Source organism: Sphingobacterium sp. SRCM116780 (assembly GCF_021442025.1).
GTDB lineage: Bacteria > Bacteroidota > Bacteroidia > Sphingobacteriales > Sphingobacteriaceae > Sphingobacterium.
This window is the reverse complement of the sequence record NZ_CP090446.1, coordinates 3,698,102-3,723,551: the sequence shown is the minus strand read 5'-3', so window position 1 is coordinate 3,723,551 and position 25,450 is coordinate 3,698,102. Positions and strand designations below refer to the sequence as shown.

The 25,450-nt window shown below is 33.8% G+C and carries 25 protein-coding genes; 8 read left to right on the top strand and 17 right to left on the bottom strand.

What is annotated here, in order from left to right:
• Nucleotides 1–7: 7 nt before the first annotated feature.
• From LZQ00_RS16065 to LZQ00_RS16040, 6 genes are all read right to left on the bottom strand, one after another.
• Entirely contained in the window at nt 8–721 is a 714-nt protein-coding gene (locus tag LZQ00_RS16065) for a hypothetical protein (protein ID WP_234510276.1), read from the bottom strand.
• A 102-nt stretch (nt 722–823) separates the two neighbouring features.
• Entirely contained in the window at nt 824–1,654 is an 831-nt protein-coding gene (locus LZQ00_RS16060) for a glucosaminidase domain-containing protein (RefSeq protein ID WP_234510275.1), read from the bottom strand.
• A gap of 14 nt (nt 1,655–1,668) precedes the next feature.
• A complete protein-coding gene (locus LZQ00_RS16055) occupies nt 1,669–2,196 on the bottom strand; it encodes a glucosaminidase domain-containing protein (protein WP_234510274.1) in 528 nt (175 codons plus the stop codon).
• Between the two features lie 22 nt (nt 2,197–2,218).
• A complete protein-coding gene (locus tag LZQ00_RS16050; protein ID WP_234514826.1) occupies nt 2,219–2,854 on the bottom strand; it encodes an O-methyltransferase in 636 nt (211 codons plus the stop codon).
• Between the two features lie 232 nt (nt 2,855–3,086).
• Complete coding sequence (folE, locus tag LZQ00_RS16045; protein WP_234510273.1) at nt 3,087–3,716, bottom strand: GTP cyclohydrolase I FolE; 630 nt, start codon at nt 3,714–3,716, stop codon at nt 3,087–3,089.
• Between the two features lie 27 nt (nt 3,717–3,743).
• Nucleotides 3,744–4,157, bottom strand: coding sequence for a 6-pyruvoyl trahydropterin synthase family protein (locus LZQ00_RS16040; RefSeq protein ID WP_234510272.1), 414 nt, complete (start codon nt 4,155–4,157; stop codon nt 3,744–3,746).
• Between the two features lie 106 nt (nt 4,158–4,263).
• Between LZQ00_RS16040 and mqnB the strand changes: the two genes are divergently transcribed.
• The 3 genes from mqnB (at nt 4,264) to LZQ00_RS16025 (ending at nt 6,850) form a co-directional block, all read left to right on the top strand.
• Nucleotides 4,264–4,893, top strand: coding sequence for a futalosine hydrolase (mqnB, locus tag LZQ00_RS16035; protein ID WP_234510271.1), 630 nt, complete (start codon nt 4,264–4,266; stop codon nt 4,891–4,893).
• Nucleotides 4,894–5,033: 140 nt separating this feature from the next.
• Nucleotides 5,034–6,020 (top strand): pyruvate dehydrogenase complex E1 component subunit beta, encoded by a 987-nt coding sequence (locus tag LZQ00_RS16030; protein ID WP_234510270.1) that lies wholly within the window; start codon nt 5,034–5,036, stop codon nt 6,018–6,020.
• 86 nt (nt 6,021–6,106) lie between these two features.
• Nucleotides 6,107–6,850 carry a DUF6263 family protein gene (locus tag LZQ00_RS16025; protein WP_234510269.1) on the top strand — a complete coding sequence of 248 codons (744 nt, stop codon included), beginning with the start codon at nt 6,107–6,109 and terminating at the stop codon, nt 6,848–6,850.
• Nucleotides 6,851–6,912: 62 nt separating this feature from the next.
• Here the strand turns inward: LZQ00_RS16025 and gcvH are convergent, their stop codons facing one another.
• On the bottom strand, nt 6,913–7,293 hold the full coding sequence (gene gcvH, locus LZQ00_RS16020) for a glycine cleavage system protein GcvH (protein ID WP_234510268.1): 381 nt from the start codon (nt 7,291–7,293) through the stop codon (nt 6,913–6,915).
• Between the two features lie 115 nt (nt 7,294–7,408).
• On the opposite strand from gcvH, the gene LZQ00_RS16015 reads away from it, so the two are divergent.
• A complete protein-coding gene (locus LZQ00_RS16015) occupies nt 7,409–8,596 on the top strand; it encodes an anhydro-N-acetylmuramic acid kinase (RefSeq protein ID WP_317259284.1) in 1,188 nt (395 codons plus the stop codon).
• Nucleotides 8,597–8,598: 2 nt separating this feature from the next.
• On the opposite strand, the gene LZQ00_RS16010 is transcribed toward LZQ00_RS16015, so the two are convergent.
• The 9 genes from LZQ00_RS16010 to LZQ00_RS15970 all read right to left on the bottom strand — a co-directional run bounded on the left by LZQ00_RS16010 (nt 8,599) and on the right by LZQ00_RS15970 (nt 18,359).
• Entirely contained in the window at nt 8,599–9,270 is a 672-nt protein-coding gene (locus tag LZQ00_RS16010; RefSeq protein WP_234510266.1) for a DUF2461 domain-containing protein, read from the bottom strand.
• A 10-nt stretch (nt 9,271–9,280) separates the two neighbouring features.
• Nucleotides 9,281–10,081 carry a phosphatidate cytidylyltransferase gene (locus LZQ00_RS16005; RefSeq protein WP_234510265.1) on the bottom strand — a complete coding sequence of 267 codons (801 nt, stop codon included), beginning with the start codon at nt 10,079–10,081 and terminating at the stop codon, nt 9,281–9,283.
• Nucleotides 10,071–10,298 carry a DUF2007 domain-containing protein gene (locus tag LZQ00_RS16000; protein ID WP_234510264.1) on the bottom strand — a complete coding sequence of 76 codons (228 nt, stop codon included), beginning with the start codon at nt 10,296–10,298 and terminating at the stop codon, nt 10,071–10,073. The genes LZQ00_RS16005 and LZQ00_RS16000 overlap by 11 nt, the downstream gene beginning before the upstream one ends.
• The gene (locus LZQ00_RS15995; RefSeq protein WP_234510263.1) at nt 10,273–11,202 is read right to left on the bottom strand and encodes a CPBP family intramembrane glutamic endopeptidase; all 930 of its coding nucleotides are present in this window, start codon (nt 11,200–11,202) and stop codon (nt 10,273–10,275) included. The genes LZQ00_RS16000 and LZQ00_RS15995 overlap by 26 nt, the downstream gene beginning before the upstream one ends.
• 230 nt (nt 11,203–11,432) lie before the next feature.
• A complete protein-coding gene (locus LZQ00_RS15990) occupies nt 11,433–14,732 on the bottom strand; it encodes a S41 family peptidase (protein ID WP_234510262.1) in 3,300 nt (1,099 codons plus the stop codon).
• A 141-nt stretch (nt 14,733–14,873) separates the two neighbouring features.
• Nucleotides 14,874–15,626, bottom strand: coding sequence for a zinc ribbon domain-containing protein (locus tag LZQ00_RS15985; protein WP_234510261.1), 753 nt, complete (start codon nt 15,624–15,626; stop codon nt 14,874–14,876).
• Nucleotides 15,626–16,726, bottom strand: a complete 1,101-nt coding sequence (locus LZQ00_RS15980) for a Nif3-like dinuclear metal center hexameric protein (protein ID WP_234510260.1) — start codon at nt 16,724–16,726, stop codon at nt 15,626–15,628. The genes LZQ00_RS15985 and LZQ00_RS15980 overlap by 1 nt, the downstream gene beginning before the upstream one ends.
• On the bottom strand, nt 16,716–17,219 hold the full coding sequence (locus tag LZQ00_RS15975) for a hypothetical protein (protein ID WP_234510259.1): 504 nt from the start codon (nt 17,217–17,219) through the stop codon (nt 16,716–16,718). The genes LZQ00_RS15980 and LZQ00_RS15975 overlap by 11 nt, the downstream gene beginning before the upstream one ends.
• A gap of 432 nt (nt 17,220–17,651) precedes the next feature.
• Nucleotides 17,652–18,359, bottom strand: a complete 708-nt coding sequence (locus LZQ00_RS15970; RefSeq protein ID WP_234514825.1) for an SAM-dependent methyltransferase — start codon at nt 18,357–18,359, stop codon at nt 17,652–17,654.
• Nucleotides 18,360–18,495: 136 nt separating this feature from the next.
• On the opposite strand from LZQ00_RS15970, the gene apaG reads away from it, so the two are divergent.
• From apaG to LZQ00_RS15950, 4 genes are all read left to right on the top strand, one after another.
• Nucleotides 18,496–18,882: a Co2+/Mg2+ efflux protein ApaG gene (apaG, locus tag LZQ00_RS15965; protein WP_234510258.1), complete on the top strand. Its 387-nt coding sequence runs from the start codon at nt 18,496–18,498 to the stop codon at nt 18,880–18,882.
• Between the two features lie 480 nt (nt 18,883–19,362).
• Nucleotides 19,363–21,222, top strand: coding sequence for an ABC-F family ATP-binding cassette domain-containing protein (locus tag LZQ00_RS15960; RefSeq protein ID WP_234510257.1), 1,860 nt, complete (start codon nt 19,363–19,365; stop codon nt 21,220–21,222).
• A 101-nt stretch (nt 21,223–21,323) separates the two neighbouring features.
• Nucleotides 21,324–23,183 (top strand): tRNA uridine-5-carboxymethylaminomethyl(34) synthesis enzyme MnmG, encoded by a 1,860-nt coding sequence (gene mnmG / locus LZQ00_RS15955; RefSeq protein WP_234510256.1) that lies wholly within the window; start codon nt 21,324–21,326, stop codon nt 23,181–23,183.
• A 78-nt stretch (nt 23,184–23,261) separates the two neighbouring features.
• Nucleotides 23,262–24,944 carry an Ig-like domain-containing domain gene (locus LZQ00_RS15950; protein ID WP_234510255.1) on the top strand — a complete coding sequence of 561 codons (1,683 nt, stop codon included), beginning with the start codon at nt 23,262–23,264 and terminating at the stop codon, nt 24,942–24,944.
• On the opposite strand, the gene LZQ00_RS15945 is transcribed toward LZQ00_RS15950, so the two are convergent.
• Nucleotides 24,941–25,450 (bottom strand): gamma carbonic anhydrase family protein, encoded by a 510-nt coding sequence (locus LZQ00_RS15945; RefSeq protein WP_234510254.1) that lies wholly within the window; start codon nt 25,448–25,450, stop codon nt 24,941–24,943. The two genes, LZQ00_RS15950 and LZQ00_RS15945, sit on opposite strands and share 4 nt — an antisense overlap.

Here is a 25,450-nt window from a genome sequence, read left to right as displayed (position 1 = left end):
TTCTTAATTAAGGTACTAATTTATGATTTATTGTTGGTAATGGCTCAATAAAATAATGAGAAGGATTCTTTTGATATTTCTGATAGCATTCTTTAATATAATTTGTCAGTTCATATTGATTACAACTGACGATAAAAAAGTAATTTGGTCTAAAAATTCTTCTAAATTTATTTAACTCGTCACCCGTTAGTCCCGTTGTGCGACTAACCAATTGTTCTGAAAACTTATAATCGACAATATTATCCTTATAATCATTCTCTATTATTTTTTTCAGTCTTTTTGCATTTTTCGCCTCCCTACTAAAAAGACTATAAATTGAATTGATGCTTAGTCCTGCCCCATTCTGTCCCACAGAGAACAAATCTCCTGGTTCTGACAACCGGAAAGCTTTTTCATAATCAATTCTCGCATTTTTCAATATTTCATCCGGATCTTTTTTAGCGACAACAGAGACTTCATCTATATAAATAGACTCCCGCCTCAAATGAAACAAAATAACATTTGTATTTTTAACAAGTAAGGTATCTGCAAAATATTCCTTCGAAGTCGCAATAAGTGTATCACCAGTTTCCGCAAAAATAGAAAATTCTCCTTTTGTATTATTAAAAACCATGGATTTGGTTCTTGTATTTCTTATTGAAACAGTAGATATTCTTTGTTTGGTATGTTGATCGGAAACAATACCCTCTATTTTCTTTTGTGCAAAAGCTATAGGAGCCATCGCAAGCAAAAGAATTAGTATAAAGATATTTTTCAGAGTTTTCACTCTCGTAAAACTACGTTTTAGGTTGTCAAAAGAGAAATATTTAACATCTTTTGATGTTTACTTCGAAATCACCAATAGCTGTCCAATGGCTAAGTTTGTGTCTGTCAACCCATTCAATTCTGTTAGTTGATCAACAGTAATACCATATAATTTACTTAAAGAGTATACCGTTTCTTTTGCCTTCACTTCATGAATACGCATGGCGACAGGACTTTTAATTTGCTCTGTCTTAACAGCAGGAGGTGTTTCCACAGTATTTTGAACAATTTCTTTTTCAACGACTACCTCTCTTTTTTCCTTCTCTACAACTGTTTCTGTACGATCATACTTGTAAAGTTCGTATCTCTCAATCATATCAATCAGTAAATCGGGATATTTCGGATTTGTTGCATAACCCGCAGCCTTCAACCCCTTTGCCCAACCTTTGTAATCGTTTTTATCTAATGAAAACAAATCAGAATAACGTTTACGAAGTAAAAACTCGGAATGATCTCGAAAAGACTGTTCTGGGTTGTCATATACTCTAAAGCAGTCATCAATCTTATCGTCTGGGCGTGTAATTGATTTCCCTTTCCAAACGCCGCCACATTTTATACCAAAATGATTATTCGCTTCAGTAGCCAGAAAACTATTTCCATTACCCGATTCTAGTAATGCTTGTGCCAATTTAATACTTGCAGGAATACCATACTTATTCATTTCTGATATAGCAATTCCTTTATACTTCTCGACATAATCATTACCAGACGCAGATGGTTTTGATTTATTGGGTTTCGTGTTGGAGTTTGAACTTTGATGTGAACTCCCTTTATTTATAGTACTTTTTTTGGAGGAGCATGAGCTAAATATAATTGTAAAAGCAAATAGTATAAAGGCAAGTTTCTTCATTTGTGGAGGAGGAGTTATTTTATAGAGGAAAGTCTTTTGGAATTGCTTGAAGAATTGTCGTCATAACTATCCAAATTGTACATTTCAATTGTTCTGATTACTTTGGCAGACCAATCTTTTGTTGTTGAATATCCAGCTTTTGCTAAAGCACCGACCCAAGCTCTGTAGCCTTCTCCTCGCTTTTCTTCGAAAAGCGAGCTGGTCGTTTTCTTTCGTTTGACTATTGATATAAAGTCATTATAAGAATCAAGAACTGATTTATAACCTTTATATGCTGAATGAATCACTTTGCTATTATTTTTTCCTTTAATACCGAAGTGATTATTTAGATTTTTTGCAATCCTGCTTTTACCATTTCCACTTTCGTGCATAGCAATCGCTAAAATTACGGAGGCAGGAACACCATGTTCATGCATCATTTCTTGTGCTACGGGGCTGTATTTTTCAATATAAAATTGATTGCTTTGAGCAAGTAAAGTAGAATAACTACTTAAGATCAAAACGAATACAACAACATAGTTTTTTAATGTTTTTAAATTCATAAAGAATCATTTAGTTCACTAATTACTTCTTGCGTAATACAAAAAGTCCATCTCGAATTGGTAATAAAACCTTTTCGATTCGCTGGTCCTGAGCTAATTGTCCATTCAAATCTATGATTTGCTTTGTTTGGTTGTCTGGATTTTCATTTAATACTTTGCCTTTCCACAAGACATTATCTATTAAAATCAGTCCCCCAGACGGGACTTTATCTAGAATCAATTCGTAATAATAATGATTCCGCTTTTTATCTGCATCTATAAAAACAAGATCAAAGTTGCCTTCAATCGTTGGAATAACTTCCGCGGCATCACCAATGTGATACTTAATTTGTGTTGCATAGTCTGATTGATCAAAGTAATCCTGAACACGTTCTTCTTGTTCAGCATTGATGTCAATTGTGTGTAACACGCCACCTTTACACAGCCCCTCTGCGAGACAAAGTGTCGCATATCCTGTAAACGTACCAATTTCCAAAATCGAACTTGGATTTACCAATTTACTCAACATTGCAAGCACTCTTCCTTGATAATGGCCAGACAACATATGTGGCATCGTTTCCCTTAGATAAGTTTCCCTATTGACACTTTTAAGCAAAGAAGATTCTTCATCACATGTGTCGACTAAGTAGGATTCTAATTGCTCATTACAAATGTCCATAACAACAAAATTACTGAACATGATTTATATTTAGAAAAAATAAAAATTAAACATCTGATATACAGACAATTAATCTTTCAACAAATATCATCAAAAAAGAGCCACCTGTCTTCATTTATCAGAAAAACACTTTTCTAAGATTACTATTTTTTAAAAAGGTTTAATCCTAAAGAAAAAAAAGTCCAACCTTTCTACAAAAGTTGGACTCAAATTTTTATTGAATTTTATTGAATTACGTTAATTTTGCTGTGATCAGTCTTAAGAATTCTGACCGTGTTACATCGTTTTGAAACGCACCTGTAAAAGCAGATGTAGTTGTGACAGAATTTTGTTTTTGAATTCCGCGCATCGCCATGCACATATGTTTACATTCCATCACTACAGCTACACCTTTCGCTCCTAAAGTTTCTTGAATACAATCCCGAATTTCATTCGTCAAACGCTCCTGTACTTGCAGCCTCCGAGCAAAAATATCAACGACACGAGGAATCTTGCTTAGTCCCACGATATGACCATTTGGAATATAGGCAATGTGTGCTTTGCCAAAGAAAGGTAACATGTGATGCTCACACATCGAATACACTTCGATATCTTTTACGACAACCATTTGGCTATAGTCTTCCTCAAACATTGCACCCTGCAATACTTTAGCTGGATCGATATCGTATCCATGCGTTAAAAATTGAAAAGCTTTTGCTACACGCTCCGGTGTTTTCAATAGCCCTTCGCGATTTGGATTTTCACCTAGACATTCTAAAATATCTGTATAATGTGCTGCTATACGATCGACCTTTTCTTTATTATATTGATCGATTTTAACGTAGCCGTCTAACTCTTCTTCTTCAAATGAGTGATTACTCATAATTATTAAATAAATTAGTGTATAAGATTAGTCGCCAAAATATTCGACGTAATTATTTTCTGTTTCGTGAAGACGAATGGAATGCAATTGCACGTGTTGCTCTTCAAATAATGGTTTCAAAACACGGAATATTTCAATTGCAATATTTTCTGTTGAAGCCATCTTATCTTTCATAAAATCGACATCGAGGTTGATATTTTTATGATCGACCTTATCTATGATATTTTCTAAAATGATGCTCTTCATCAATTTCAAGTCAATCAAGAAGCCTGTAGTCGGATTTACCTCACCTTTGACTGTTACAAATAAATCATAATTATGACCATGCCAGTTAACATTCGAACAGTTGCCAAAAACATCTTTGTTTTGTTCCAAACTCCAATCTTCTCGGTAAAGCTTATGTGCAGCGCAAAAACGCTCACGACGAGTGATATATACCATAATAACGCAAAGATACGTCTTTGCAACCATAATTATTACTTTCGTCCATAGGATTACAATCATATTTGCGTAAATAATTATTATTATTGTACAAAGCTTCTCAAACATGAAAACACTAATAGTAGCTGCTACAGATTTCGAAATTCAACCTTATATTAATCTAAAAAATAACTATCCGCATACCGATTATTTAATCACCTCTGTTGGTATGACACAGACGGCTTATCATTTAGGGAAACATCTCGCGAAAAACGACTATGAGTTAATCATAAATATAGGCATAGGTGGTTGTTTTAATCGTGCAATACCTATAGGTGCTGTGGTATCTATTGATCAAGAAGTTTTTTCAGAGCTGGGAGCTGAGGATAATGATCAATTTATATCGATAGACGAGCTTGGATTTGGAACAGCACGTTATAACGCGATACAATCACCTAAGATTCGAAAAGTGATCCAGAATTTTCCATCTGGATTAGGAATAACCGTCAATAAGGTTCACGGGAATCAATATGAAATTCAAAAATTATTGGCACAAATACCCGAAGTTCTTACAGAATCAATGGAAGGAGCCGCGGTGTTTTTAGTTGCCAAGCAAGAGAATATCCAGGCTATACAGCTAAGAGGAATCTCGAACTATGTGGAAAAACGCAATCGTGCCTTATGGAATATTCCTTTAGCAATTCAGAATAGTAACGCTGTTCTTTTGCAAATATTAGATGAAATTTATCATGTCTAGTTTTGAATTCATATTGCCGTTTTTGCCATCCTGTTATTAAAAAGTGACATAAACCCTCATATTTTGAGGTACATGAACTTCAAAATATCAATAATAAATAGTAGATTTGTAATCTAAAATTTGACACTATTTTACAACTGATGAGAGAGATACAATTCAGAGAAGCACTTCGCGAAGCAATGAACGAAGAAATGCGTAAAGACGAAAAAATATTTTTATTAGGAGAAGAAGTTGCAGAATACAATGGTGCTTACAAAGTAAGCCAAGGTATGCTGGATGAATTCGGAGCTAAACGTGTGATAGACACGCCTATTGCAGAATTGGGTTTTGCTGGTATCGCAGTAGGTGCTGCGATGAATGGTTTAAAACCAATTGTTGAATTCATGACATTCAACTTTTCTTTAGTTGCCATTGATCAGGTCATCAACGCTGCAGCTAAGATTCGTTCGATGAGTGGAGGCCAATTCTCAATTCCAATGGTTTTCCGTGGTCCAACGGGTAATGCTGGACAATTGGGAGCGCAACACTCTCAGAATTTTGAAAACTGGTACGCCAATACACCTGGATTAAAGGTTGTGGTTCCTTCAAACCCTTATGATGCTAAAGGTTTATTAAAATCAGCTATCATAGATCCAGATCCTGTAATTTTCATGGAATCAGAGGTGATGTATGGTGATAAAGGACAGGTACCAGAAGAAGAATATTACTTACCTATCGGAAAAGCGAATATCGTTAAAGAAGGTACAGATGTTACCATTGTATCTTTTGGTAAAATGGTGCCTCGCGTAGTATTACCTGCAGTTGAAGAATTAACAAAAGAAGGTATCAATGTAGAAGTAATTGACTTACGTTCTGTTCGTCCAATTGACTTCCCTGCTATTATTGAATCTGTTAAGAAAACAAATCGATTGGTAATTGTAGAAGAAGCATGGCCATTGGCTTCTATTTCTTCAGAAATAACCTATGCGGTACAACGGAATGCCTTTGATTATTTAGATGCTCCAATTGTTCGTATTACAGCAGCAGATGTACCTCTTCCATACGCAGCAACTTTAATTGAAGCAGCTCTTCCAAGTGTTGCTAAAGTTGTGAAAGCGGTAAAAGAAGTAGCATACATAAAAAAATAAAAAAGAATTTAATTCTTTCATTCATAAAAGTCCTTTGGCATTACCAAAGGACTTTTATATTTTAGTGATCTATAAACCTATTAATTATGATCAAGACATTATCAGCAGCCTTATTGACCTTTTTTATTATTTCTATCTCGGTCGCTCAACAAAAAATTTTATTAAAGCTAAAACCAGATCTCAACAATCCGGTTCCACAAAAAGTGCATATGACCATAGATGTCAATGCCGGTTCTGAAAGTTCAATCATTGAAGCAACAACAATATCGACAACAACCAATACTGCGGTAACTGATAGCACCCTAACGTATTCAACAAAATATACGGAAATGCTCCTAGAGATGAATGTCGGAATGATGACCATTAATTATGATTCTAAGCATCCAGATACTAATGAATTTTCAAAACAAATCCATGAAAAACTTAAAACTCTTTTTGAAAAACCCGTTGTGTCTATTATGAATTTAAATGGTAAAGTGACTGCTGTCGAAAATTTACCTGAAGGAAATGGCTTTTTTGATCCAAATTTCTTCAAAGAAGCTTCTGTTGAATATCCTAACTATGCGCTTAAAGTTGGAGATCAGTGGAAAGCTACAAATAATAATGAGAATTTAGGGCAAATAGAACAGACTTATACACTTAAAAGTATTGCTCCAGAAGGAATATTGATTCACTGCGAAGGGAATATAATGGCTGAAGGAAAATCTATCGGCACTGTTGCAGGCCAGTATTTTTTGAGTCCTAAGACTCATTATCTCCAATCAGCAACCATAGAAAGCAAAATCAAAAATGATACTTTTGATGTAACAACAACATTAGTCATTCAATAAAACCAAGAAGGGGCCGTCTATAGATGGCCCCTTCTTGGTTTTATTGAACGTAAGTATTAAAATTACGCGTTGATTTCTTCTTTATATTGATCAGCAGTTAATAAAGCATCAACATCTGCTGCATTATTCAATTTAATACGAATAATCCAACCTTCTCCGTAAGGATCTGAGTTTACTAATTCTGGTGACGCGTCAATTGCTTCGTTTACAGCCAATACGGTTGCTGTAACTGGAATGAATAAATCAGAAACTGTTTTTACAGCTTCGATCGTTCCAAAGATTTCGTTGGCAGCAACTTCTTCACCTATAGTATTGATATCTACAAAAACGATATCACCTAACTCACGTTGTGCGAAGTCAGTAATACCAATAACTGCCTCATTACCTTCAACACGAATCCATTCGTGGTCTTTCGTGTATTTTAATTCTGCTGGAAAATTCATTTTTACTTTTTTTATCGTATAATTAATTACGGGATGAAGTTACAAAATAAATTTATATCCCAAAAATCTTGTGTATTGTATCACATTTTGTACCTATTTTTAACAGATGAATGCGATGATCGAAAAACTTTACCAAATCTCAAAAAAAGATAGCCGATTCATTATCGGCTTAATGTCTGGAACATCTTTAGATGGACTGGATATTGCACTTTGTAAAATAAGTAAAAGTGGAAAATCTACCCAAATAAGTCTTGACCGCTTTGTAACGATGGACTATGAAGATGCGTTTAGAAGTTATGTTAGAGGTGTCTTTGCAAAAAGGAATATCGATCAACAACTCTTGTGTGGACTTCATGCGTATATAGGGAATATACATGCAGAACTCATTAATCAAGCGCTAAAAGACTGGAAAATACCCAACAGTCAAATAGATTGTATTGCCAGTCATGGACAGACCGTTTATCATGCTCCTCAAAGTCTGACAAAGGATACACGAATGCCTAACAGTACTTTGCAGATTGGAGATGCTGACCATATTGCAGTAAAAACTGGAATTATTACACTTTCTGATTTTAGACAAAAACATATCGCTGCAGGAGGAGAGGGAGCTCCATTGGCCGCTTATGGAGATTATTTGTTATTCTCTCATGCTACAGAAAATAGATTTTTATTGAATATAGGGGGTATCGCTAATTATACATTTATTCCCAATCATCAGAGCGAATTACAAGCTTTTGCAACAGATATAGGGCCTGGCAATACCATTATGAATCAATTTGCAAAAGAGAACTTTGATGTGGAAATGGATAGAGATGCCTTAATTGCGAAAAAAGGAATTATCAATCAACCCCTATTGGCACAATTATTACAAGAGCCCTTTTTACAAGATTCTTTTCCAAAGACTACCGGACCAGAGCTTTTTAATTTGACTTATTTGAAAACATGTCAAGAGCAATCGGGAGTGATCGATATTAAACCAGAAGATATCATGGCCACTTTAAATCAGTTTACCGCAACAACCATTATAGATGCGATAAAAAAACAATCCATGAGTTTGTCAAATGTTCATATCTATATCAGTGGTGGAGGCTTACATAACCCTTTATTGCTAAGTAAAATCAAAGAGGGATTACCGATGTATACTGTATCTTCATTCGAAAACCTAGGAATAGATCCTGATGCCAAAGAAGCTGTTTTATTTGCTCTTTTAGCTAATGAAACTTTAGTTGGGGACAAAGATAATGCCAGCCAAATAAAAGACTCTCCCGCAGTTTGTATGGGTAAAATAAGTCTTCCTCAATAGAACTAATCATTATCGATAGCTTCATGTAAAAACTGCTTTAAAGGAAGCATGGTTTTATAGGAAGCTATTATATTATCCATAGCATCTTTACTTGTCAATTCTTTATTTGACAAAGCTTGGTGGGTAACAAAGCTTTTTAATTTCAGAAATTCTATCGCAACATGTTCAGCATCATATCCAACAGGTGGGCGTTTTAGTTTATCTTCTGTTTCTAAAGAAAGTCCTTTATTGTCTTGCAAATCTTGTACAATGGTATTAAATCTTTCTGTATTGTAATCTATTTCCTGACGGATGGCATCCAAGTGCATTTTTTCTGGTCTCCAATAACCACACGCAATAAAAGAATTTTCTGGAGATATATGGATATAATATTCTGGACCATCTAATTTACGACCATCTACAGAAATACCAGCTCCAAACCAATTCTTATAGGGTGTTTTATCTTTTGAAAAACGTGTATCTCTATAAATTCGAAATAAGCATTTATTAGGTTGAATATCCGCCGGAATATGGGGGTCAAATTGCGATAATGCTGTAATCAGTTCTGCTACGAGTTGACGTACATCTGCTAAAGCGGCTTCATAACGATCCTTTTGCTCAGCAAACCATTCCCTACTATTGTTATCTTGCAAATCTTTTAAAAAAGTAAACGTGTTTTGATTTAAATGTCCCATAAATATGATTTTAATTCATTAACAACAAAAATAAATACACCAAAGGTGCCGCGAATAATAACCCATCAAATCGATCCAAAAAACCTCCATGACCAGGTAAAATCTGTCCAGAGTCTTTCACATTCAGACTTCTTTTTAACATCGACTCCACTAAATCACCTATCGTACCAAAAACACCTATTATAATGGCAACAACTATCCACTGCCATTGAGGAATTGTTCCAAAATATTTTTCAAAACTCATTGAAACAAGGATAGCCAAAACAACACCACCAACAAATCCTTCCCAGGTTTTCTTAGGGGAAATTCGCTCAAAGAGTTTATTTTTTCCGAGACTTCTTCCAGCTAAGTAAGCTCCGGTGTCATTCGTCCACAATAAAATCATAAAACCTAATGGTAAAAAATGATTAAAATCAGACCCAATAAATGCAAGTCTTGTAAAACAGTAGAAGGGGAGACCGACATATGCAATACCTAAAATTGTAAAACCAATATCATTAAAAGGAAAAGCTCGCTTTTGAAAAAGAGCCTGTATATAAACCGCTAAAAACAATGGAATACATAACAGGATGAATTTTGCTTCTAACCAACCTAAACTATAACATGCTGTCGTTGTAAACAGGGTGATCGTTGTCAGTATTCCTAAAAGCTTATTCGGTTTTCTTTCTTCTGAATCAACAATACCATAAAATTCAAATAAGCACCAAGCACTCAACAGCGTGAAGAAACCTAAAAATACCGTTGGACCCAAAAGCATAGATCCTACCATGACTATGATAAAGAAAAATCCGGTAATCGCTCTAGTCTTCATCTTCAGATTCGTTTTCTACTGTTGAGACAATCAGGTTTAACGCCTGATCTTCGTCTTGTTCATTGACATAGAGCTCTATTTTACCAAAAGTCAGATAAGATGAGTCTTGCTTATTCAATATAATAGCAGGTATTCCGCTCTCCTCTAACATTTGTTTGACAATTTCAGCCTCTATTGCGTTTGTGTAGACTTTAATTTTCTTCCAGCCTTGCTCCATGTGCTATTTTTTTAGTTGAATGATAATATAATACTACAAAAATAACAGTAAATATTAAGCTTGCAAGGTAAACCCAAATTGGTTCTTGTTCAAACTTATTCATTTCTTCAAAAGAAATACCTTTCCTGCTATAATAGAATGCTGTGATAGTGGCACTTGCATTATTGACAAAGTGTCCAAAAATTGGCAAATAGATATTTTTGCTCCAGACATAGAGATAACCAAAAAAAGCTCCTAAAAGCATTCTTGGAATAAAGCCAAAGAATTGTAGATGAAAAGCACTAAAAAGTATGGCCACGAGCCAAATAACTAGATGTTTATTTGCTATCCAGCGTCCAAAAATATTTTGAAGGCATCCCCTAAAAACCATTTCCTCTCCAATAGCCGGTATTATAGCTAAGATAATAAGGTTGACAATTAGTCCTGTCCAAGTAGATTCTTCGACGATTTTCTTTGTCATCACCGCAGCGCTATCTTCACTCACTCTCATCCATTCCTGTATGCTTTGTAGACTTGCTGGCAATTGCATAGATTCATTCCAATGCGCAATTAATGCCATCATTGGAATAAAACACAACATAGCCGCAAAAACATATATATAATGGATGATTGGGATGTCTTTTATTTTTTGAAAATAAGGGTTTACACGAGATTCTATCTGATATAACAACCAAGCAGGCAATATAAATGTACATATACTACTCATGAGCAACATTATCTTTAGACTAACGGAACTCTCTTGTAAAAAAGAAAAATCTGAGGGGGATTCGGGGTGCATTATTTTCATGATCAATAGGGCGATTCCCATGATTAACAGTTGGATACCCACCCCAAAAATGGCCATAAACAACAATAGTTTAATCAATGAATTTCCAGGGTTTATTCTTTCAATTGTTTCTTCCATTTCTCTTAAAACATGATTTAATTGCTAAATATATCATATTAAAAGGAAATATGGTCAATTCTTACCGATCTTCCTGATCAGGAAGATTATCTTCGAGGTTAATATATAGCCGTTAATTTTAGAAAACTAGGACTGAAAAGACGGTTTTCTTAGAAGAGATATAAATTATGTTTAAAAAAGAGTTGTGCTTCAAAATTTTGAAGCGCAACTCTTTTTTAAGATTATTCAAATTAATTCACTCGGATAGGATCCGCTGGTTTTTTCATATTCTGATATGGATATGTTTTCATCTCATCCAATAATATTTGAACTGTTTTCTCCAACTGAGGATCGCGCCCTTCCAATAAATCCTTTGGGGTTTGTTCAATAAAAACATCTGGGGCTACCCCTTCATTTTCGATAATATAATTTCCTTTTAAATCATATACACCAAAATTTGGAGAAGTAACACGACCGCCATCCAATAATGGTGGATATCCACTAATACCGACTAAAATTCCCATTGTGGTACGTCCAACCAATTTACCCAATCCTTTGAATCGGAACATATAAGGCATCATATCACCTCCAGAGCCCGCATTCTCATTAATGATCATCGCTTTTGGTCCATAAATACCGTTACCAGGCGTATTAAATCCTTTCCCATCACGTATACCCCAACCTGCGATCAAATCTCGAGACAATAAATCAATGACATAATCAGCAACCCAGCCACCACCATTATTCCGCTCATCTAGCAACAATGCTTTCTTATCCATCTGTGAGAAGTAATAGCGATTGAATGCTGTATAACCTTCAGCTCCCGTATTAGGCATGTAGATATAAGCAATTTGACCCTTACTTAATTCTTCTACTCGTTTTCTGTTTCTTTCCGTCCATTCTGTACTTCTCAAATTCATCTCATCAGAGAAAGAGATCGGTTTCACCACATATTCTTTCGCACCGATTAAACTCGGTTTCGTATTTATTTTGATTGTAATTTGTTTTCCAACCGTATTGTCAAATAGACTGTATAAATTCATATCTGCTGTAAGTGCTACGCCATCAACAGCAACTAAATACATACCGGATTTAACATCTAATCCTGGTTCAGCTAATGGTGCATTGAAAGAAGGATTCCAGTCTAATCGAGTAAAGATTTTATCAATTTTATAAAACCCTTTATCAATTGAATAATCTGCTCCCAACACGCCAACACTTACGGAAGGCGTAGTTGGTTGATCGCCTGGATAAATATAGCTATGTCCAACAACCATTTCACCCATCATCTCATTCAACAGGTAGCCTAAATCAGATCGATGACTTACGTATGGTAAGAACTTCTCATATTTCGTTTTTACGGCATTCCAATCTGCACCATGCATATTTTCCACATAGAAGTAATCTTTTTGCATTGCCCATACTTCGTCGAATATTTGCTTCCATTCTGCTACAGGGTCTACCAACTGCTTGATATTATCCAATTTCAATTGTCCAGTAGTAGGAGTGGCTACTTTCTGACCAGCTGGTACAATACTGATTCCTGCACTTGTCTGAACGATCATCTTTTTACCGTCGGCACTGATATCATAACTACGAACACCTGCAACAAGATCTTTCTCTTTTAAATCTGTAAAATCGTAAGCATAAAGAGTTCCATTTTTAACATACGTTAATTGGTTGGCCACAGTCCCATTAATTCCATAAACACCATCACCAATTGGAAGTGCAACGATGCGGTTGCTGATATTATCAAAATCAACAGCTATAGGTTTCACAGTTTCCTTTTCTGCTTCTTTTTTAGACTCTTCTTTCTTACTACCCTTTTCTTTTTTATCGGATTTAGCGACTTCTTTTGGTTTTTCCGTTTCTAACTTATCTTCCTTTATTGTTTCTTCATCACTCTCATTTTTGATAAATGACGGATTTTTACTAGAAAGAATAAATGCATAAGCTGAAAAATTAGCTCTTCGTTCAGTTGCTGACATATGAAGACCCGAATTCGTCAATCCCACATTTGTACTTGCAGTAAAGAACAGATATTTCCCATCTCTACTAAAAGCTGTAGAACGAATAGCGCTCATACCATCTGTAATTTGCTTACTTTCCTTCGTATCAACATTATATAAAAACATTGCAGAGACAGTATTTGGTAATGTTTTTATATATGAAATCCATTTGGAATCAGGAGACCAACTTGGTTCAAAATGATTGGAAACACGACCTGTTTGTCCACTTTCCAGATCTGTATCTACCTTGACTATTTTCTTTGTATCAATATCAATGTAGAATAAATTCAAGTGGGAATCATTGTAAAACAATTTTTTTGAATCTGGTGACCATGTTGGTTCAAAATAAAAGTTAGATTCTCCCAATGAATAGGTCATAGGTTCATCTTTCCCAAATTGATCACGCAATTGAAGAACATATTTACCTGTCTGACTTGAAATATAGGAAATCCATTTGCCATTTGGTGACCAGCTTGGGAATTTATCATGTGCTCCAGGCGAATTCGAAATATTGCGAGCTTCTCCTTTTTCTTTTGGTACCGAAAATATTTCTCCTCTAGCTTCTAGTAATGCACGCTGACCACTAGGGGAAATAGCCAAACTCCGGATATCATCACGCATGTTATCATAATGCGGCCGCTTGTATAGGGCATCTCCACTTACATTTATCGCTAAAGCTGATGATGATTTTGAATTGATATTAAAAATATGAACTTTACCTGCTTGTTCGAAAATTAATTCAGATCCTGTTCCGTTTAACGTTCTAACATCATAATCAGTAAAGTTTGTTAACTTATCTACCTTTTTTGATTTAATATCATAAGAATAGATGTTTACGATTTTATTACGATCAGAAAGAAAATAAATTTTATTCCCTAACCATACTGGTTTCACGTCATTACAACGCTCTCCAGGAATTGTTTCAATTTGACTTGTCTTTGTGTCAAAGATCCAAATAGAAGGCATACCGCCACCTCTATAGCGTTTAAATGCGACACGGTCACGCTCTGTAGGATCTGTATTTTTAATATATGCCCAGTAACGACCATCTTTTGATGGGCTTCCCTGAAACGCTTCTGGCATAGGCAAAGATTTATCCAATGTCAATCCTGTAATGGATGAGGAATATAACCGAGGACTCAATGCGTAATTAAATTCACGGGTAGTTGTATAATATACTTCATTGTTATTTAGCCAGCCTCTTAACACATCTGATGAAGGATGAAAAGTAACACGCTTTGGTTCCCCGCCTTCAATAGGCATCACATAGACGTCTGTATTACCATCATAATTACCCGTGAAAGCAATCTGTTTGCCATCAGGAGAGAAGATAGGGTTTTGTTCTACACCAGGATTTGTTGTTAATCTTCTTGGGTTAGCACCAGATTTATCCGATATCCAAATATCGCCACCATAAACAAAAGAGATTTTGTCCGTACTCATGCTAGGACTTCTTAATAGCAAAGTTTCTTGTGCTTCTACGGAGAAGGCTGCTGAAAAAGCCATCATTAATCCTAAAAACTTAAATTTAGGTTTTATCATATATAAAATAGGGTTTTAATTGCCCGACAAAAATAATCATTAATTTAGCATTATCCGTCCCCAAGGCATTTATATCAAATAAGTTGCAATAAAAAAGCCCCAATTTAAAAATTGGGGCTTAAATATCGTTATAGCTTGTTGTTAGAAACCGTACTCTTGTTCGATTTCCAAAACAATACCTTCATCTACTAAAACACGACCACAGTGTTCACAGATAATGATTTTTTTACGTTGGCGAATTTCTGATTGCAATTGTGCAGGAATTTTATTGTGACATCCTGAACAGCTATCACGATCGATAGAAACTACAGAAAGACCATTTTTAAAGGAATTACGCAAACGATAATATACTTTATTCAAACGTTCGTCAATATTTCCTTCTGCTTTAGCTGCTTTATCTAATAAATCGTCTTCGTCTTTTTGAGTTTCAGAAGTAATTGTTTCCAATTCTTTTTTCTTACCTTCTAACTCACCTTTGCTATATTCTAAATTAGAAACAGTTGTATCGTAGTTTTCGGTTTTGTTGCGAATTTCGAATTCATATTCTTTAATTCTTTTTTCACAAACTTGGATTTCTAATCCTTGAATTTCAATTTCTTTTGAAATAGCGTCATATTCACGATTATTTTTTACTTCGTTCAATTGGCCTTCATATTTCTTGATAGCCGCCTGAGCGTCTTTAATCATGTTCTTACGCTTAACGATAGCATCTTCCAGCTCATCTAAGTCTGTTCTGATCTTTTCGATACGTGTTTCTAAACCCGCAATTTCATCTTCAAGATCTGCAACCTCGATAGGTAATTCCCCTCTAATTTGGCGAATTTTATCTACTTTAGTATGTATGGCCTGTAATAACCATAATGCTTTCAATTTTTGTTCTACGGTTTGTTCCATCAACAATAGTGTTTTATAGGATTTGTATCTACTTCTGTTATTAGGACTGCAAAGTTAGGAAATTTTTCTGTAATTATATCGAACAATAATTCTTGCGTAAATTGTTCGCTTTCATAATGTCCAATATCTGCTATCACGATTTGATTTTCTGCATCAAAAAACTCATGGTATTTATAATCAGCAGTAACAAAAAAATCAGCACCAGATCGCTTAGCTGCATTTAACAAGAAGCCTCCCGATCCTCCACAGACAGCAACCCGTGAAACAGATTTTCCTTGTAAAGCCGTGTGCCGAATAACATTTAGGTTTAAATTGTTTTTTAAATAGGCTAGAAAATCTTGCTCTGTCATTGGGTTTTCCAAATTTCCAATGATACCTGCACCAACTTCTTGACTTTTATTTTCTAATCTTAATGTGTCATAAGCGACTTCCTCATAGGGATGTGACTCATACATAGCCAATAGTACGTTCCGTTCAATAGATTTTGTATAAATAACTTCTATACGTGTTTCTTCAACTCTTTCCTGAGTTCCAATTTCTCCTATCGTTGGTTGTGCATTAGCAAGTGCTTTAAATGTCCCATAACCTGCTGTATTGAAACTACATTCATCATATTTAGAACCTACTTTACCTGCGCCTGCTTCAAATAAAGCGGCACGCACTTGTTCAACATGACTTCTAGGTACATACACGACAAGTTTGTATTGCAGATTAGATTTCGGTTCCAGAATTGCTTGATTTTGAAGTGCTAAAAGTGTTGCAATCTTAGAGTTTACACCTCCAGTTACATTATCTAAGTTTGTATGTATAGCATATAAAGCAATATCATGTTGAATGGCCTTTATTACTGTACGTTCTACATAATTGTTCCCATTAAATCTTTTAAGTCCTTTGAAAACAATAGGATGATGGGAAACAATCAAATTACAACCTTTAGCAATTGCATCATCAACAACGGCCTCTGTACAATCCAAAGAAATCATTATTTTATGGATCTCTTGATCTGGATTACCTACAATTAAACCCGAATTGTCGTAAGACTCTTGCAGATCTAATGGCGCCAATTTTTCCAAATAAGATGTAATATCTTTAATTTTCATGTGTATTATCTAATTCTTCCGTGGATCTGAATGTGTTATGTTGTTCTAATATACGTTTATAATTATTTATATCTACCCAATAATTAATCAAAGTAACAAAATGAAATATAACAGCCAAAATAGAAATAAAACTCGGTAAGAAGGGAATATTTGTGACCAAATAAACCCATCCATATAGCGATCCTTTTTTATAAGTAGGAGCCTCATCAATAGCTATTTTACGATCAAAAAACTCATTAATTAAGGAATCTCGTAAATGTTTTGCTACTTCAAAATTCCAATAAATATTAAACAATGGAATAGCCACACCAAATACTTGATTAGGTTTTATACATTGATTTTCAGGAGCAACGAGTTTTAACGTTTTTCGCATCGTGTTCGCAAATAATAACCAAATCAGAATACGAATAGTAAAAACTGCAATTGCAGTATAAATAAATTCTGGTTTTGAAATTTCTTTCAATAGCTGTTCTTGTAATTCTGTTTGATCCATTAATTCAAATTCTCGTTATGCAGTAAAGATACCAATTCTTTTAATTTCTTTATCTGAGGATTATGATCTGCTGACATTTCTATTGTTGTTCTGTTATTTTTCTTTGCTCTTTGATAAAAAAATTACCTGTTTGTGTTCCTGATTGTTGTACTAGAAATAGTAAAACTAAAGTCGATATAAAAGTAAATATCTTATTCATAATCAATATCCTAATAAAACACATCTAAAAATATATTCTATGTTAAAATTAGTTATACAAATTTTGATAAACAAGCTGCAGCCATTTCCTGATTCTATTTATAATAAAAAAACAAGTCAATTAAATCTTTATTCATTCTTATAAACCTACAAACAATCCTAAAAAACGTATTTTTAATTATTGTTGTAGGTATGAATTGAAATAGGGTAGGGGAGAATTAAAAATAGACCTTACTAATAAAGCAAGAATATGGCAGGTCTTTTATGAAAATCATCCGTTCGCTTTTTCCATTGATCAATTGTCAAGGTTTTGATAAATTCTTGTTCATCTGTCAAATCGCAGGCAACACACAACTTTGTATTTCCTTTGCAAGATCTTAAAAGCTCTGTCATTAATTGATTGTTACGGAATGGTGTTTCTATAAAGATCTGTGTTTGCTTTTCTCTTATAGCACATTCCTCCAATTCTTTTATCCTTTTGGAACGATCAATCTTATCAATAGGTAGATATCCTTGAAAAGCAAATTTTTGTCCGCTAAAACCTGATGCCATTAAAGCAAGTAAGATCGAACTAGGTCCAACCAATGGAACAACCTTAATTCCTAAGCGATGTGCCTCCGCAACAACATCAGCGCCGGGATCAGCAACACCAGGACAACCTGCCTCAGACATTAAGCCAACATGCTTTCCTGCTAATAATCCTTTAAAAAAATCTTTAATGTTGCCTTTGTCTCTTGCGTGTTTACCATAGTCATAGATCGTCAGGTCTTTTTGCGGAATCTTTAATCCCGCTTGTTTCAAAAACTTACGAGCTGTCTTTTCATTTTCTACAATATATTCATCTAGACTATTAATGGTATCCACTAAATATGAAGTATAAGATTTCACTGATGCTTCCTCACTCAGAGGAACAGGAATCAAAAATAATGTACCTTTTTCCATATCATACAAACCTACTAAAATGTCCCCCATATCGCTTACATTTTTCAAATTAATGTAAAACCTGTTCATTTTTACTCCTTTTTATAAGTATTTAAACTCATTATTAGTAACTTAGTAAAACATCAGGAAATACAATATGATAACTCAAATTACAGAGGGAATAAAAATTTCAGTTGAATGCATTTTTCAACCTGAATATTCTAATCCAGAAAGAGATCATTTTATGTTTGCTTATCAGATAAGTATAGAAAACTTAAGTGATTACAGTATCCAGCTCATCAGCCGGTATTGGAATATTTTTGATTCTATTGGAAATTATAATGAGGTCTATGGTGATGGTGTAGTAGGTGAGCAACCAGTTATCGAACCTGGTCAGACACATCAATATACCTCAGGATGCAATCTAAAAAGTGAAATGGGATTTATGGAGGGCTATTACAAAATGATAAAATTGATAGATGATTCTGCTTTCGAAGTCGAAATACCACGTTTCAATTTAATCGCAAATTACCTATTGAACTAAATCAATATCATTCTTATTTCATCTTCTATATATCTTCTCTAAAGATTACAAACAAAAAAGAAGGAAATTACTTACTTTTGCACGATACAATAATCAAGTATAATTTTCAATAGAAAAAATCATACTTGATTATTACACAGCTATTCTTCTCCATTTATTATAGAAAATATTGGAAAATAGATCTGTCTGTTTGCAGTTGTTTGAGATCAACTTATTTAAAACTCCTAATAAATGATAGCGCATCATTTCATCTTTATAAAATAAAATGCTAGTAAATGATGCTAACTATTGCATATAGTTTATCACATCGTAGTAATTCTCTACTGTTGTAATAAATACATAAAAATAAAAATACACTAATTCGTATAATACAGAGTTAGAAAACGCATATATAATTATATATCGCTGAAAATCAATTAGTTGTATACAATTATATCGTGAATGCAATCGATTTTAATAAAGGAAAATTAGGAAATTAACGTGAGTATATTAGCAACGGAACAAGTAAGTCACTCATTTCATGACAGATGGCTTTTTAAAGATTTACATTTTGGACTTCTCAAGGGCGACAGAGTAGCCTTAGTTGGGATTAATGGTACAGGTAAATCAACTCTTCTATCCATATTAGGTGGAAAATTAGACCCCACCTCAGGAAAGGTTGTTAAAGAAAAGGGAATTAGAATCGGGTTTTTAGATCAAGATCCTAAATTTGATGGTCTTGTTTCTATTAATGATTTCATCTATTCTACAGATAACGAAGAACAAAGGCTTATCAGAGATTATGAGGAACTTTTAGCCATGCCAGAAATTGATCATGTTAAACTAGAAGAACTCACAGAAAAAATTACAGAACTTAATGCCTGGGAATATGAATACAATATTAAAACTATTTTAAATAGGCTTAATATTGTAGATTTTCATCAAGACATTAAAAGCTTATCAGGAGGTCAACGTAAACGGTTAGCACTTGCTAAACTTTTAATTGACGAACCCGATGTATATATTTTAGATGAACCAACCAATCATTTGGATATTGAAACTATTGAATGGTTAGAAAAGTTATTGACAACAGGAAATAAAACTGTTCTTTTAGTTACCCACGATCGTTATTTTTTAGATAATATTTGTACAGAAATTAGAGAATTGGATAGGGGTAAGCTTTTTAGTTATAAAGGAAATTATGCCTATTTCTTAGAAAAAAAATCTGAAAGAGAAGCGATCGATTCTGTTATGGTAGAAAGAAGCAGAAATTTACTTCGTCGTGAACTTGAATGGATGAGAAGACAACCACAAGCGCGCGGTACAAAATCTAAATCTAGAATAGATGCTTACTATGAGTTGGAAGAAAAATCTAAAGGACAAAAAGGAAACGACTCTGTTCAGTTAAGTGTTAAAATAAGTAGACAAGGTTCTAAAATATTAGAGTTGGAACATATCTCTAAAAATTATGGAGATAAGAATATCATTCATGATTTTTCTTATGTTTTCAAAAAAGGAGATCGCATTGGTTTAGCAGGAAAAAATGGAACAGGTAAGTCTACCTTTTTAAATTTGATCACACAGAATGAAACGGTAACAAGCGGAAATATTGCTGTAGGAGAAACTACTGTATATGGCTACTACAAACAAGGTGGACTAGAGGTTAATGAAAATGATCGCGTACTTGATGTTGTCAAAAATATAGCGGAATATATCCAGATGGCAAACGGAGAAGTGATTACCGCTTCTCAATTATTAACGCACTTTTTGTTTCCCCCAGAAAAACAATTTGGTTTTGTAAACAAGCTGAGTGGGGGAGAACGTAAGCGATTACAATTGATGCGGGTACTCATGTTGAATCCAAATTTCTTAATACTAGATGAGCCTTCCAATGATCTTGATATTGACACATTGAATGTGCTAGAAGATTTTCTCATGAATTACAATGGTGTGCTTATTTTGGTTTCTCACGACAGATATTTATTAGATAAATTGACAGAGCAATTATTCATCTTTGAAGGTGAGGGTAAGATTGATATTTATAATGGTAATTATGCTGATTATAAAATCGAGCAAGAATTATTATTGAAAGAACAAAAACAGAAAAAGGATTTACCTGTTCAAAAACAAGAAACGATAAAAGAAGATAAGAAAAAGATTTCTTATAAGGAGCAGTTAGAATATGAAAAACTAGAAAAAGAAATACAGGAGTTGGAAGAAAAATTAGAAGAAAAAAACAATATCCTTCTAAACACTATTGATCATGTTCAATTATCTAACATTGCAACAGAAATAGAAGATATTCAAAAACAGATTGACAAAAAATCTGAAAGATGGTTAACGCTTGCAGATTTAATGTAGATGAAAATACGAAACGTTTCACGTGAAACGTTTAAAAAGTAGCATACAAAAATAATACACTGTTCTCCCGTGTTTCACGTGAAACTTTGAAATAAAACAACATGTTCAAAAAATATAATGTTATTGTAGTAGGTGCTGGTCATGCAGGTTGTGAAGCAGCAGCAGCAGCAGCTAATCTGGGTTCATCCGTATTGCTCATTACCATGAATATGGGAGTGATTGCTCAGATGAGTTGTAACCCTGCAATAGGTGGTGTAGCAAAAGGACAAATCGTAAGAGAAATTGATGCAATGGGAGGTTATACTGGTATCATAGCAGATAAATCGACTATACAATTTAGAATGCTCAATTTATCAAAAGGTCCAGCTATGTGGAGTCCAAGAACACAAAATGATCGTATGCGTTTTGCTGAAGAGTGGAGACTTCAACTAGAAGCCTTACCCACATTAGATATGTGGCAAGATACAGTCAAAGAAGTAATCGTTAAGAATGGTAGAGCATGTGGGGTCATTACTTCATTGGGTATCGAAATTAAATCGGATGCTGTTGTTTTAACAAACGGAACATTTTTAAATGGCGTCATCCATATCGGTGAAAAAAGATTTGGAGGTGGTAGAACAGGAGAGAAGGCTGCTACAGGTCTAACAGAACAACTGGTATCTTTAGGTTTCGAATCAGGTAGAATGAAAACTGGTACACCTCCAAGAATTGATGGCAGAAGTTTAAACTATACTGTTATGGAAGAACAATGGGGTGATGAGAACAGAGGTAAATTTTCTTATACAGATGTAGCATTACCAACGGAACAACGATGCTGTTGGATTACTTATACCAACGAAAAAGTACATGAGATGTTGAAGACTGGTTTTGAAAGATCTCCAATGTTCACCGGTAGAATCAAAGGATTAGGTCCACGTTATTGCCCATCTATTGAAGATAAAATTAATAGATTTGCTGAACGAGAAAGACATCAAATATTTGTTGAACCTGAAGGATGGAATACGGTTGAAATATACGTGAATGGTTTTTCAACTTCTCTACCCGAAGATGTTCAACAAAAAGCTTTAAGACTAATCCCCGGATTTGAAAATGCAAGAATGTATAGACCAGGATATGCAATCGAATATGATTTCTTTCCACCTATGCAACTAGACCTTACTCTAGAAACACAACGCGTTAAACATCTATTTTTCGCTGGACAAATCAATGGTACTACTGGGTACGAAGAGGCGGCAGCTCAGGGTTTCATTGCAGGAATTAATGCGCATCAACGAATTAATGATGACAAAGAAGTGATACTAAAAAGATCTGAATCATATATTGGTGTACTTATTGATGATTTAGTAACAAAAGGTACAGATGAACCTTATCGTATGTTTACTTCAAGGGCCGAACATCGTTTATTACTAAGACAAGATAATGCTGATATTCGTTTAACACCCTTGGCATATAAATTAGGGCTAGTTGGAGAAGATCGTCTTGATAAAGTGAATCATAAAATTAAAAATGCGGATAACATTATTCAATATTTAAAACAAAATTCTACTACAGTTGACAAGATAAATCCTATCTTAGAAGAAGTAGGATCAAGTTTGATTTCACAAAAAACTAAACTTGCCAACTTATTAGGTAGACCACAAATCAACATTTATGATTTAACAAAAGGAGATCTTGAATTTGGTTCGTACTTAAATCAGTTTGATAAAGAGACGATAGAGCAAGCAGAAATTAAAGTTAAATACGAAAGCTATTTTGAGAAAGAAATGGAAATTGTAAATAGAATGAAAAAAATGGAGGATAGAGAAATTAATCCAGATTTTGATTATTCGGTTTTAGGTTCTCTTTCTATTGAAGCAAGACAAAAACTAACAAAAGTAAAACCTAGAACATTAGGTCAAGCATCAAGAATATCGGGTGTTTCACCTTCTGATATTAGTGTTTTAATGGTTCATATGTCTTAAATTATTGATTATCAATAATTTACATTAAATAAAGTAACAGTATAAAATAAGGCTATACAAGGAAATATTATTTCATTTATGATATTGGATTCAAAAAAACATAAAAGTGGCTTAAAAGGGCTTAAAAGTACTTTATTTTCAAAGTTAATGGTTTTAAGTTTTTTTTCATTGTTAATTCTATTAACAATACAGTGTGCGAGCATAAAGCAACCAACTGGTGGTCCTAAAGATTCAATTGCACCAAAAATATTGAATGAGTTTCCTGCTAATTTTTCTAAAAATTTCAAAGAAAAAAAAATTAGTATCACATTGGATGAATATATAAAATTAAATAATCAACAAAAGGAGATTAGCATATCACCAGATATGGATAAGCTACCTCAATTTAAAGTAAAGAAAAAAATACTTGAAATTACTTTACCCGATTCCTTAGAAAAAAATACAACCTATACGATCAATTTTGGAAAAGGACTTGTTGATTATAATGCGAGTAATCCAATTATTAATTATAGCTATGTTTTTGCTACGGGAAACCAAATTGATTCCTTATCCGTTTCTGGTAATGTAAAAAATGCATTAACAAAAGAACCTGAGAAAGAGGTTCGTGTTTTATTGATTCCAATAAGTCAAGATTCTATTTTTGGTAAAAAGAAAGCCAATATATTTGCACAAACCGATAGTTCAGGTAACTATAAAATAAATAATCTAAGAGCCAATACTTATCGCATATATGCCCTAAAAGAAGCCAACAATGATCGTATATATAATAATCCAGATGAACTGATTGGTTTTCTTAAAGACTCTGTGGTATTGGATAGAGATTTAAGCAATATTAATCTGCAGATATCAAAAGGACCAGCTGTTAAGTTTAGGGTATTAGAAAAGAAAATAGAAAATTCTGGAAGAATATACTTAGCATTTAATAGACGAGTAAAAGATCCTAATCTAACTCTATTAAATGATGAAGATAATAACAAAACTAAAATTGTTAAGTATTCGCAAGCCAATGATTCTGCTTATATCTACATGAATAATCTGGAAAGAGATTCTATAAAATTTGTACTAACAGAAAATAATACACCTTTAGATACGATACTTATTAAAAAATCTAATTTGAAATTAGATCGAACTATAGCTCCAATAATAGTACCGAGCACAGGTAAAGTTGATCGTGTAAAACATTTAACACTATCTTCTTTAACACCTATCAAAAGTATAGATAAAAGCAAGGTAAAATTTATAGAAGATAGCATTTCAAAAACTAATTTTCAATTACAATTGGATACTACTATCGGTAATCTTTATCATATCCGTTACAATTGGAGAAAAGAAAAAAACTATCAAATTGTATTAGAAGAAGGTGCAATGCAAGGTTATTTTGGGGAGAAAAATAAAGAATATAAAATCAATCTAACCTATGATGATAGCGATAACTATGGCGATATTACCTTTACCTTCACCGATATTGATAGTACGAAACAATATTTGGTAGAGCTTATTAATGAGAAAAAAGACAAAGTTTTCAGAAAAGATATTTTAAATACTTTAACAGGTAAACTAATCTATAAAGAATTTCCAGGAGGTAAGTATTCCATTAGAATTATTAGAGATGATAATAAAAATGGTATTTGGGATTCTGGAGAAGTTTATAAATTAACGCAACCAGAACCCCTTGTTTATCTCAATAAAATATTTACAATACGAGCTAATTGGGAACAAAATGAAACATTCAGTTTAAAAGAATTGAATGAACTGAATTAATCAAACCAAGAGCTGTACAAGACATAATTATGCGGTAACTGTTGTAACATCTTTCGTTGTTCATCAGTTATCGCTTTAATTTTTTTAGCTGGTACACCAGCATATAAATAACCAGACTCACAAATTGTATTTTCCAATACAACAGCTCCTGCAGCTATAATAACATTACTTTCTACGATAGCATTATCCATAACAATCGCTCCCATACCAACTAAAACATAATCATGAATAACACATCCATGTACCATAGCTTGATGACCAACATTGACATAATTTCCAATCGTTGTTCCAGCCTTTTGATAAGTACAATGGATAACCACTCCATCTTGTATATTCGTATAATTACCAATACGAATAAAATTAACATCTCCTCTTATTACAGCATTGAACCAAACAGAACAATGCTCTCCAAGCTCCACATCGCCAACAAGGGTACTATTAGGCGCTAAGAAACAAGTATCATGATATTTTGGAATTACCCCCTTTACAGCTAATATACAGGTCAT

Excerpts from the sequence above, each read along its gene's own strand:
- LZQ00_RS16040 (WP_234510272.1), bottom strand. The coding sequence starts at position 4,157 with ATGGTATATATCACTCGTCGTGAGCGTTTTTGCGCTGCACATAAGCTT.
- LZQ00_RS16060 (WP_234510275.1), bottom strand. The coding sequence starts at position 1,654 with ATGAAGAAACTTGCCTTTATACTATTTGCTTTTACAATTATATTTAGC.
- gcvH (WP_234510268.1), bottom strand. The coding sequence starts at position 7,293 with ATGAATTTTCCAGCAGAATTAAAATACACGAAAGACCACGAATGGATT.
- mqnB (WP_234510271.1), top strand. The coding sequence starts at position 4,264 with ATGAAAACACTAATAGTAGCTGCTACAGATTTCGAAATTCAACCTTAT.
- apaG (WP_234510258.1), top strand. The coding sequence starts at position 18,496 with ATGATAACTCAAATTACAGAGGGAATAAAAATTTCAGTTGAATGCATT.
- LZQ00_RS16010 (WP_234510266.1), bottom strand. The coding sequence starts at position 9,270 with ATGGGACATTTAAATCAAAACACGTTTACTTTTTTAAAAGATTTGCAA.
- LZQ00_RS15995 (WP_234510263.1), bottom strand. The coding sequence starts at position 11,202 with ATGGAAGAAACAATTGAAAGAATAAACCCTGGAAATTCATTGATTAAA.
- LZQ00_RS16055 (WP_234510274.1), bottom strand. The coding sequence starts at position 2,196 with ATGAATTTAAAAACATTAAAAAACTATGTTGTTGTATTCGTTTTGATC.
- LZQ00_RS16025 (WP_234510269.1), top strand. The coding sequence starts at position 6,107 with ATGATCAAGACATTATCAGCAGCCTTATTGACCTTTTTTATTATTTCT.
- LZQ00_RS15950 (WP_234510255.1), top strand. The coding sequence starts at position 23,262 with ATGATATTGGATTCAAAAAAACATAAAAGTGGCTTAAAAGGGCTTAAA.
- LZQ00_RS16005 (WP_234510265.1), bottom strand. The coding sequence starts at position 10,081 with ATGAAGACTAGAGCGATTACCGGATTTTTCTTTATCATAGTCATGGTA.
- LZQ00_RS16065 (WP_234510276.1), bottom strand. The coding sequence starts at position 721 with ATGGCTCCTATAGCTTTTGCACAAAAGAAAATAGAGGGTATTGTTTCC.
- LZQ00_RS15975 (WP_234510259.1), bottom strand. The coding sequence starts at position 17,219 with ATGGATCAAACAGAATTACAAGAACAGCTATTGAAAGAAATTTCAAAA.
- LZQ00_RS15980 (WP_234510260.1), bottom strand. The coding sequence starts at position 16,726 with ATGAAAATTAAAGATATTACATCTTATTTGGAAAAATTGGCGCCATTA.
- LZQ00_RS16000 (WP_234510264.1), bottom strand. The coding sequence starts at position 10,298 with ATGGAGCAAGGCTGGAAGAAAATTAAAGTCTACACAAACGCAATAGAG.
- LZQ00_RS16050 (WP_234514826.1), bottom strand. The coding sequence starts at position 2,854 with ATGGACATTTGTAATGAGCAATTAGAATCCTACTTAGTCGACACATGT.
- mnmG (WP_234510256.1), top strand. The coding sequence starts at position 21,324 with ATGTTCAAAAAATATAATGTTATTGTAGTAGGTGCTGGTCATGCAGGT.
- LZQ00_RS15970 (WP_234514825.1), bottom strand. The coding sequence starts at position 18,359 with ATGGAAAAAGGTACATTATTTTTGATTCCTGTTCCTCTGAGTGAGGAA.
- folE (WP_234510273.1), bottom strand. The coding sequence starts at position 3,716 with ATGAGTAATCACTCATTTGAAGAAGAAGAGTTAGACGGCTACGTTAAA.
- LZQ00_RS16030 (WP_234510270.1), top strand. The coding sequence starts at position 5,034 with ATGAGAGAGATACAATTCAGAGAAGCACTTCGCGAAGCAATGAACGAA.
- LZQ00_RS15990 (WP_234510262.1), bottom strand. The coding sequence starts at position 14,732 with ATGATAAAACCTAAATTTAAGTTTTTAGGATTAATGATGGCTTTTTCA.
- LZQ00_RS15985 (WP_234510261.1), bottom strand. The coding sequence starts at position 15,626 with ATGGAACAAACCGTAGAACAAAAATTGAAAGCATTATGGTTATTACAG.
- LZQ00_RS15945 (WP_234510254.1), bottom strand. The coding sequence starts at position 25,450 with ATGACCTGTATATTAGCTGTAAAGGGGGTAATTCCAAAATATCATGAT.
- LZQ00_RS16015 (WP_317259284.1), top strand. The coding sequence starts at position 7,409 with ATGATCGAAAAACTTTACCAAATCTCAAAAAAAGATAGCCGATTCATT.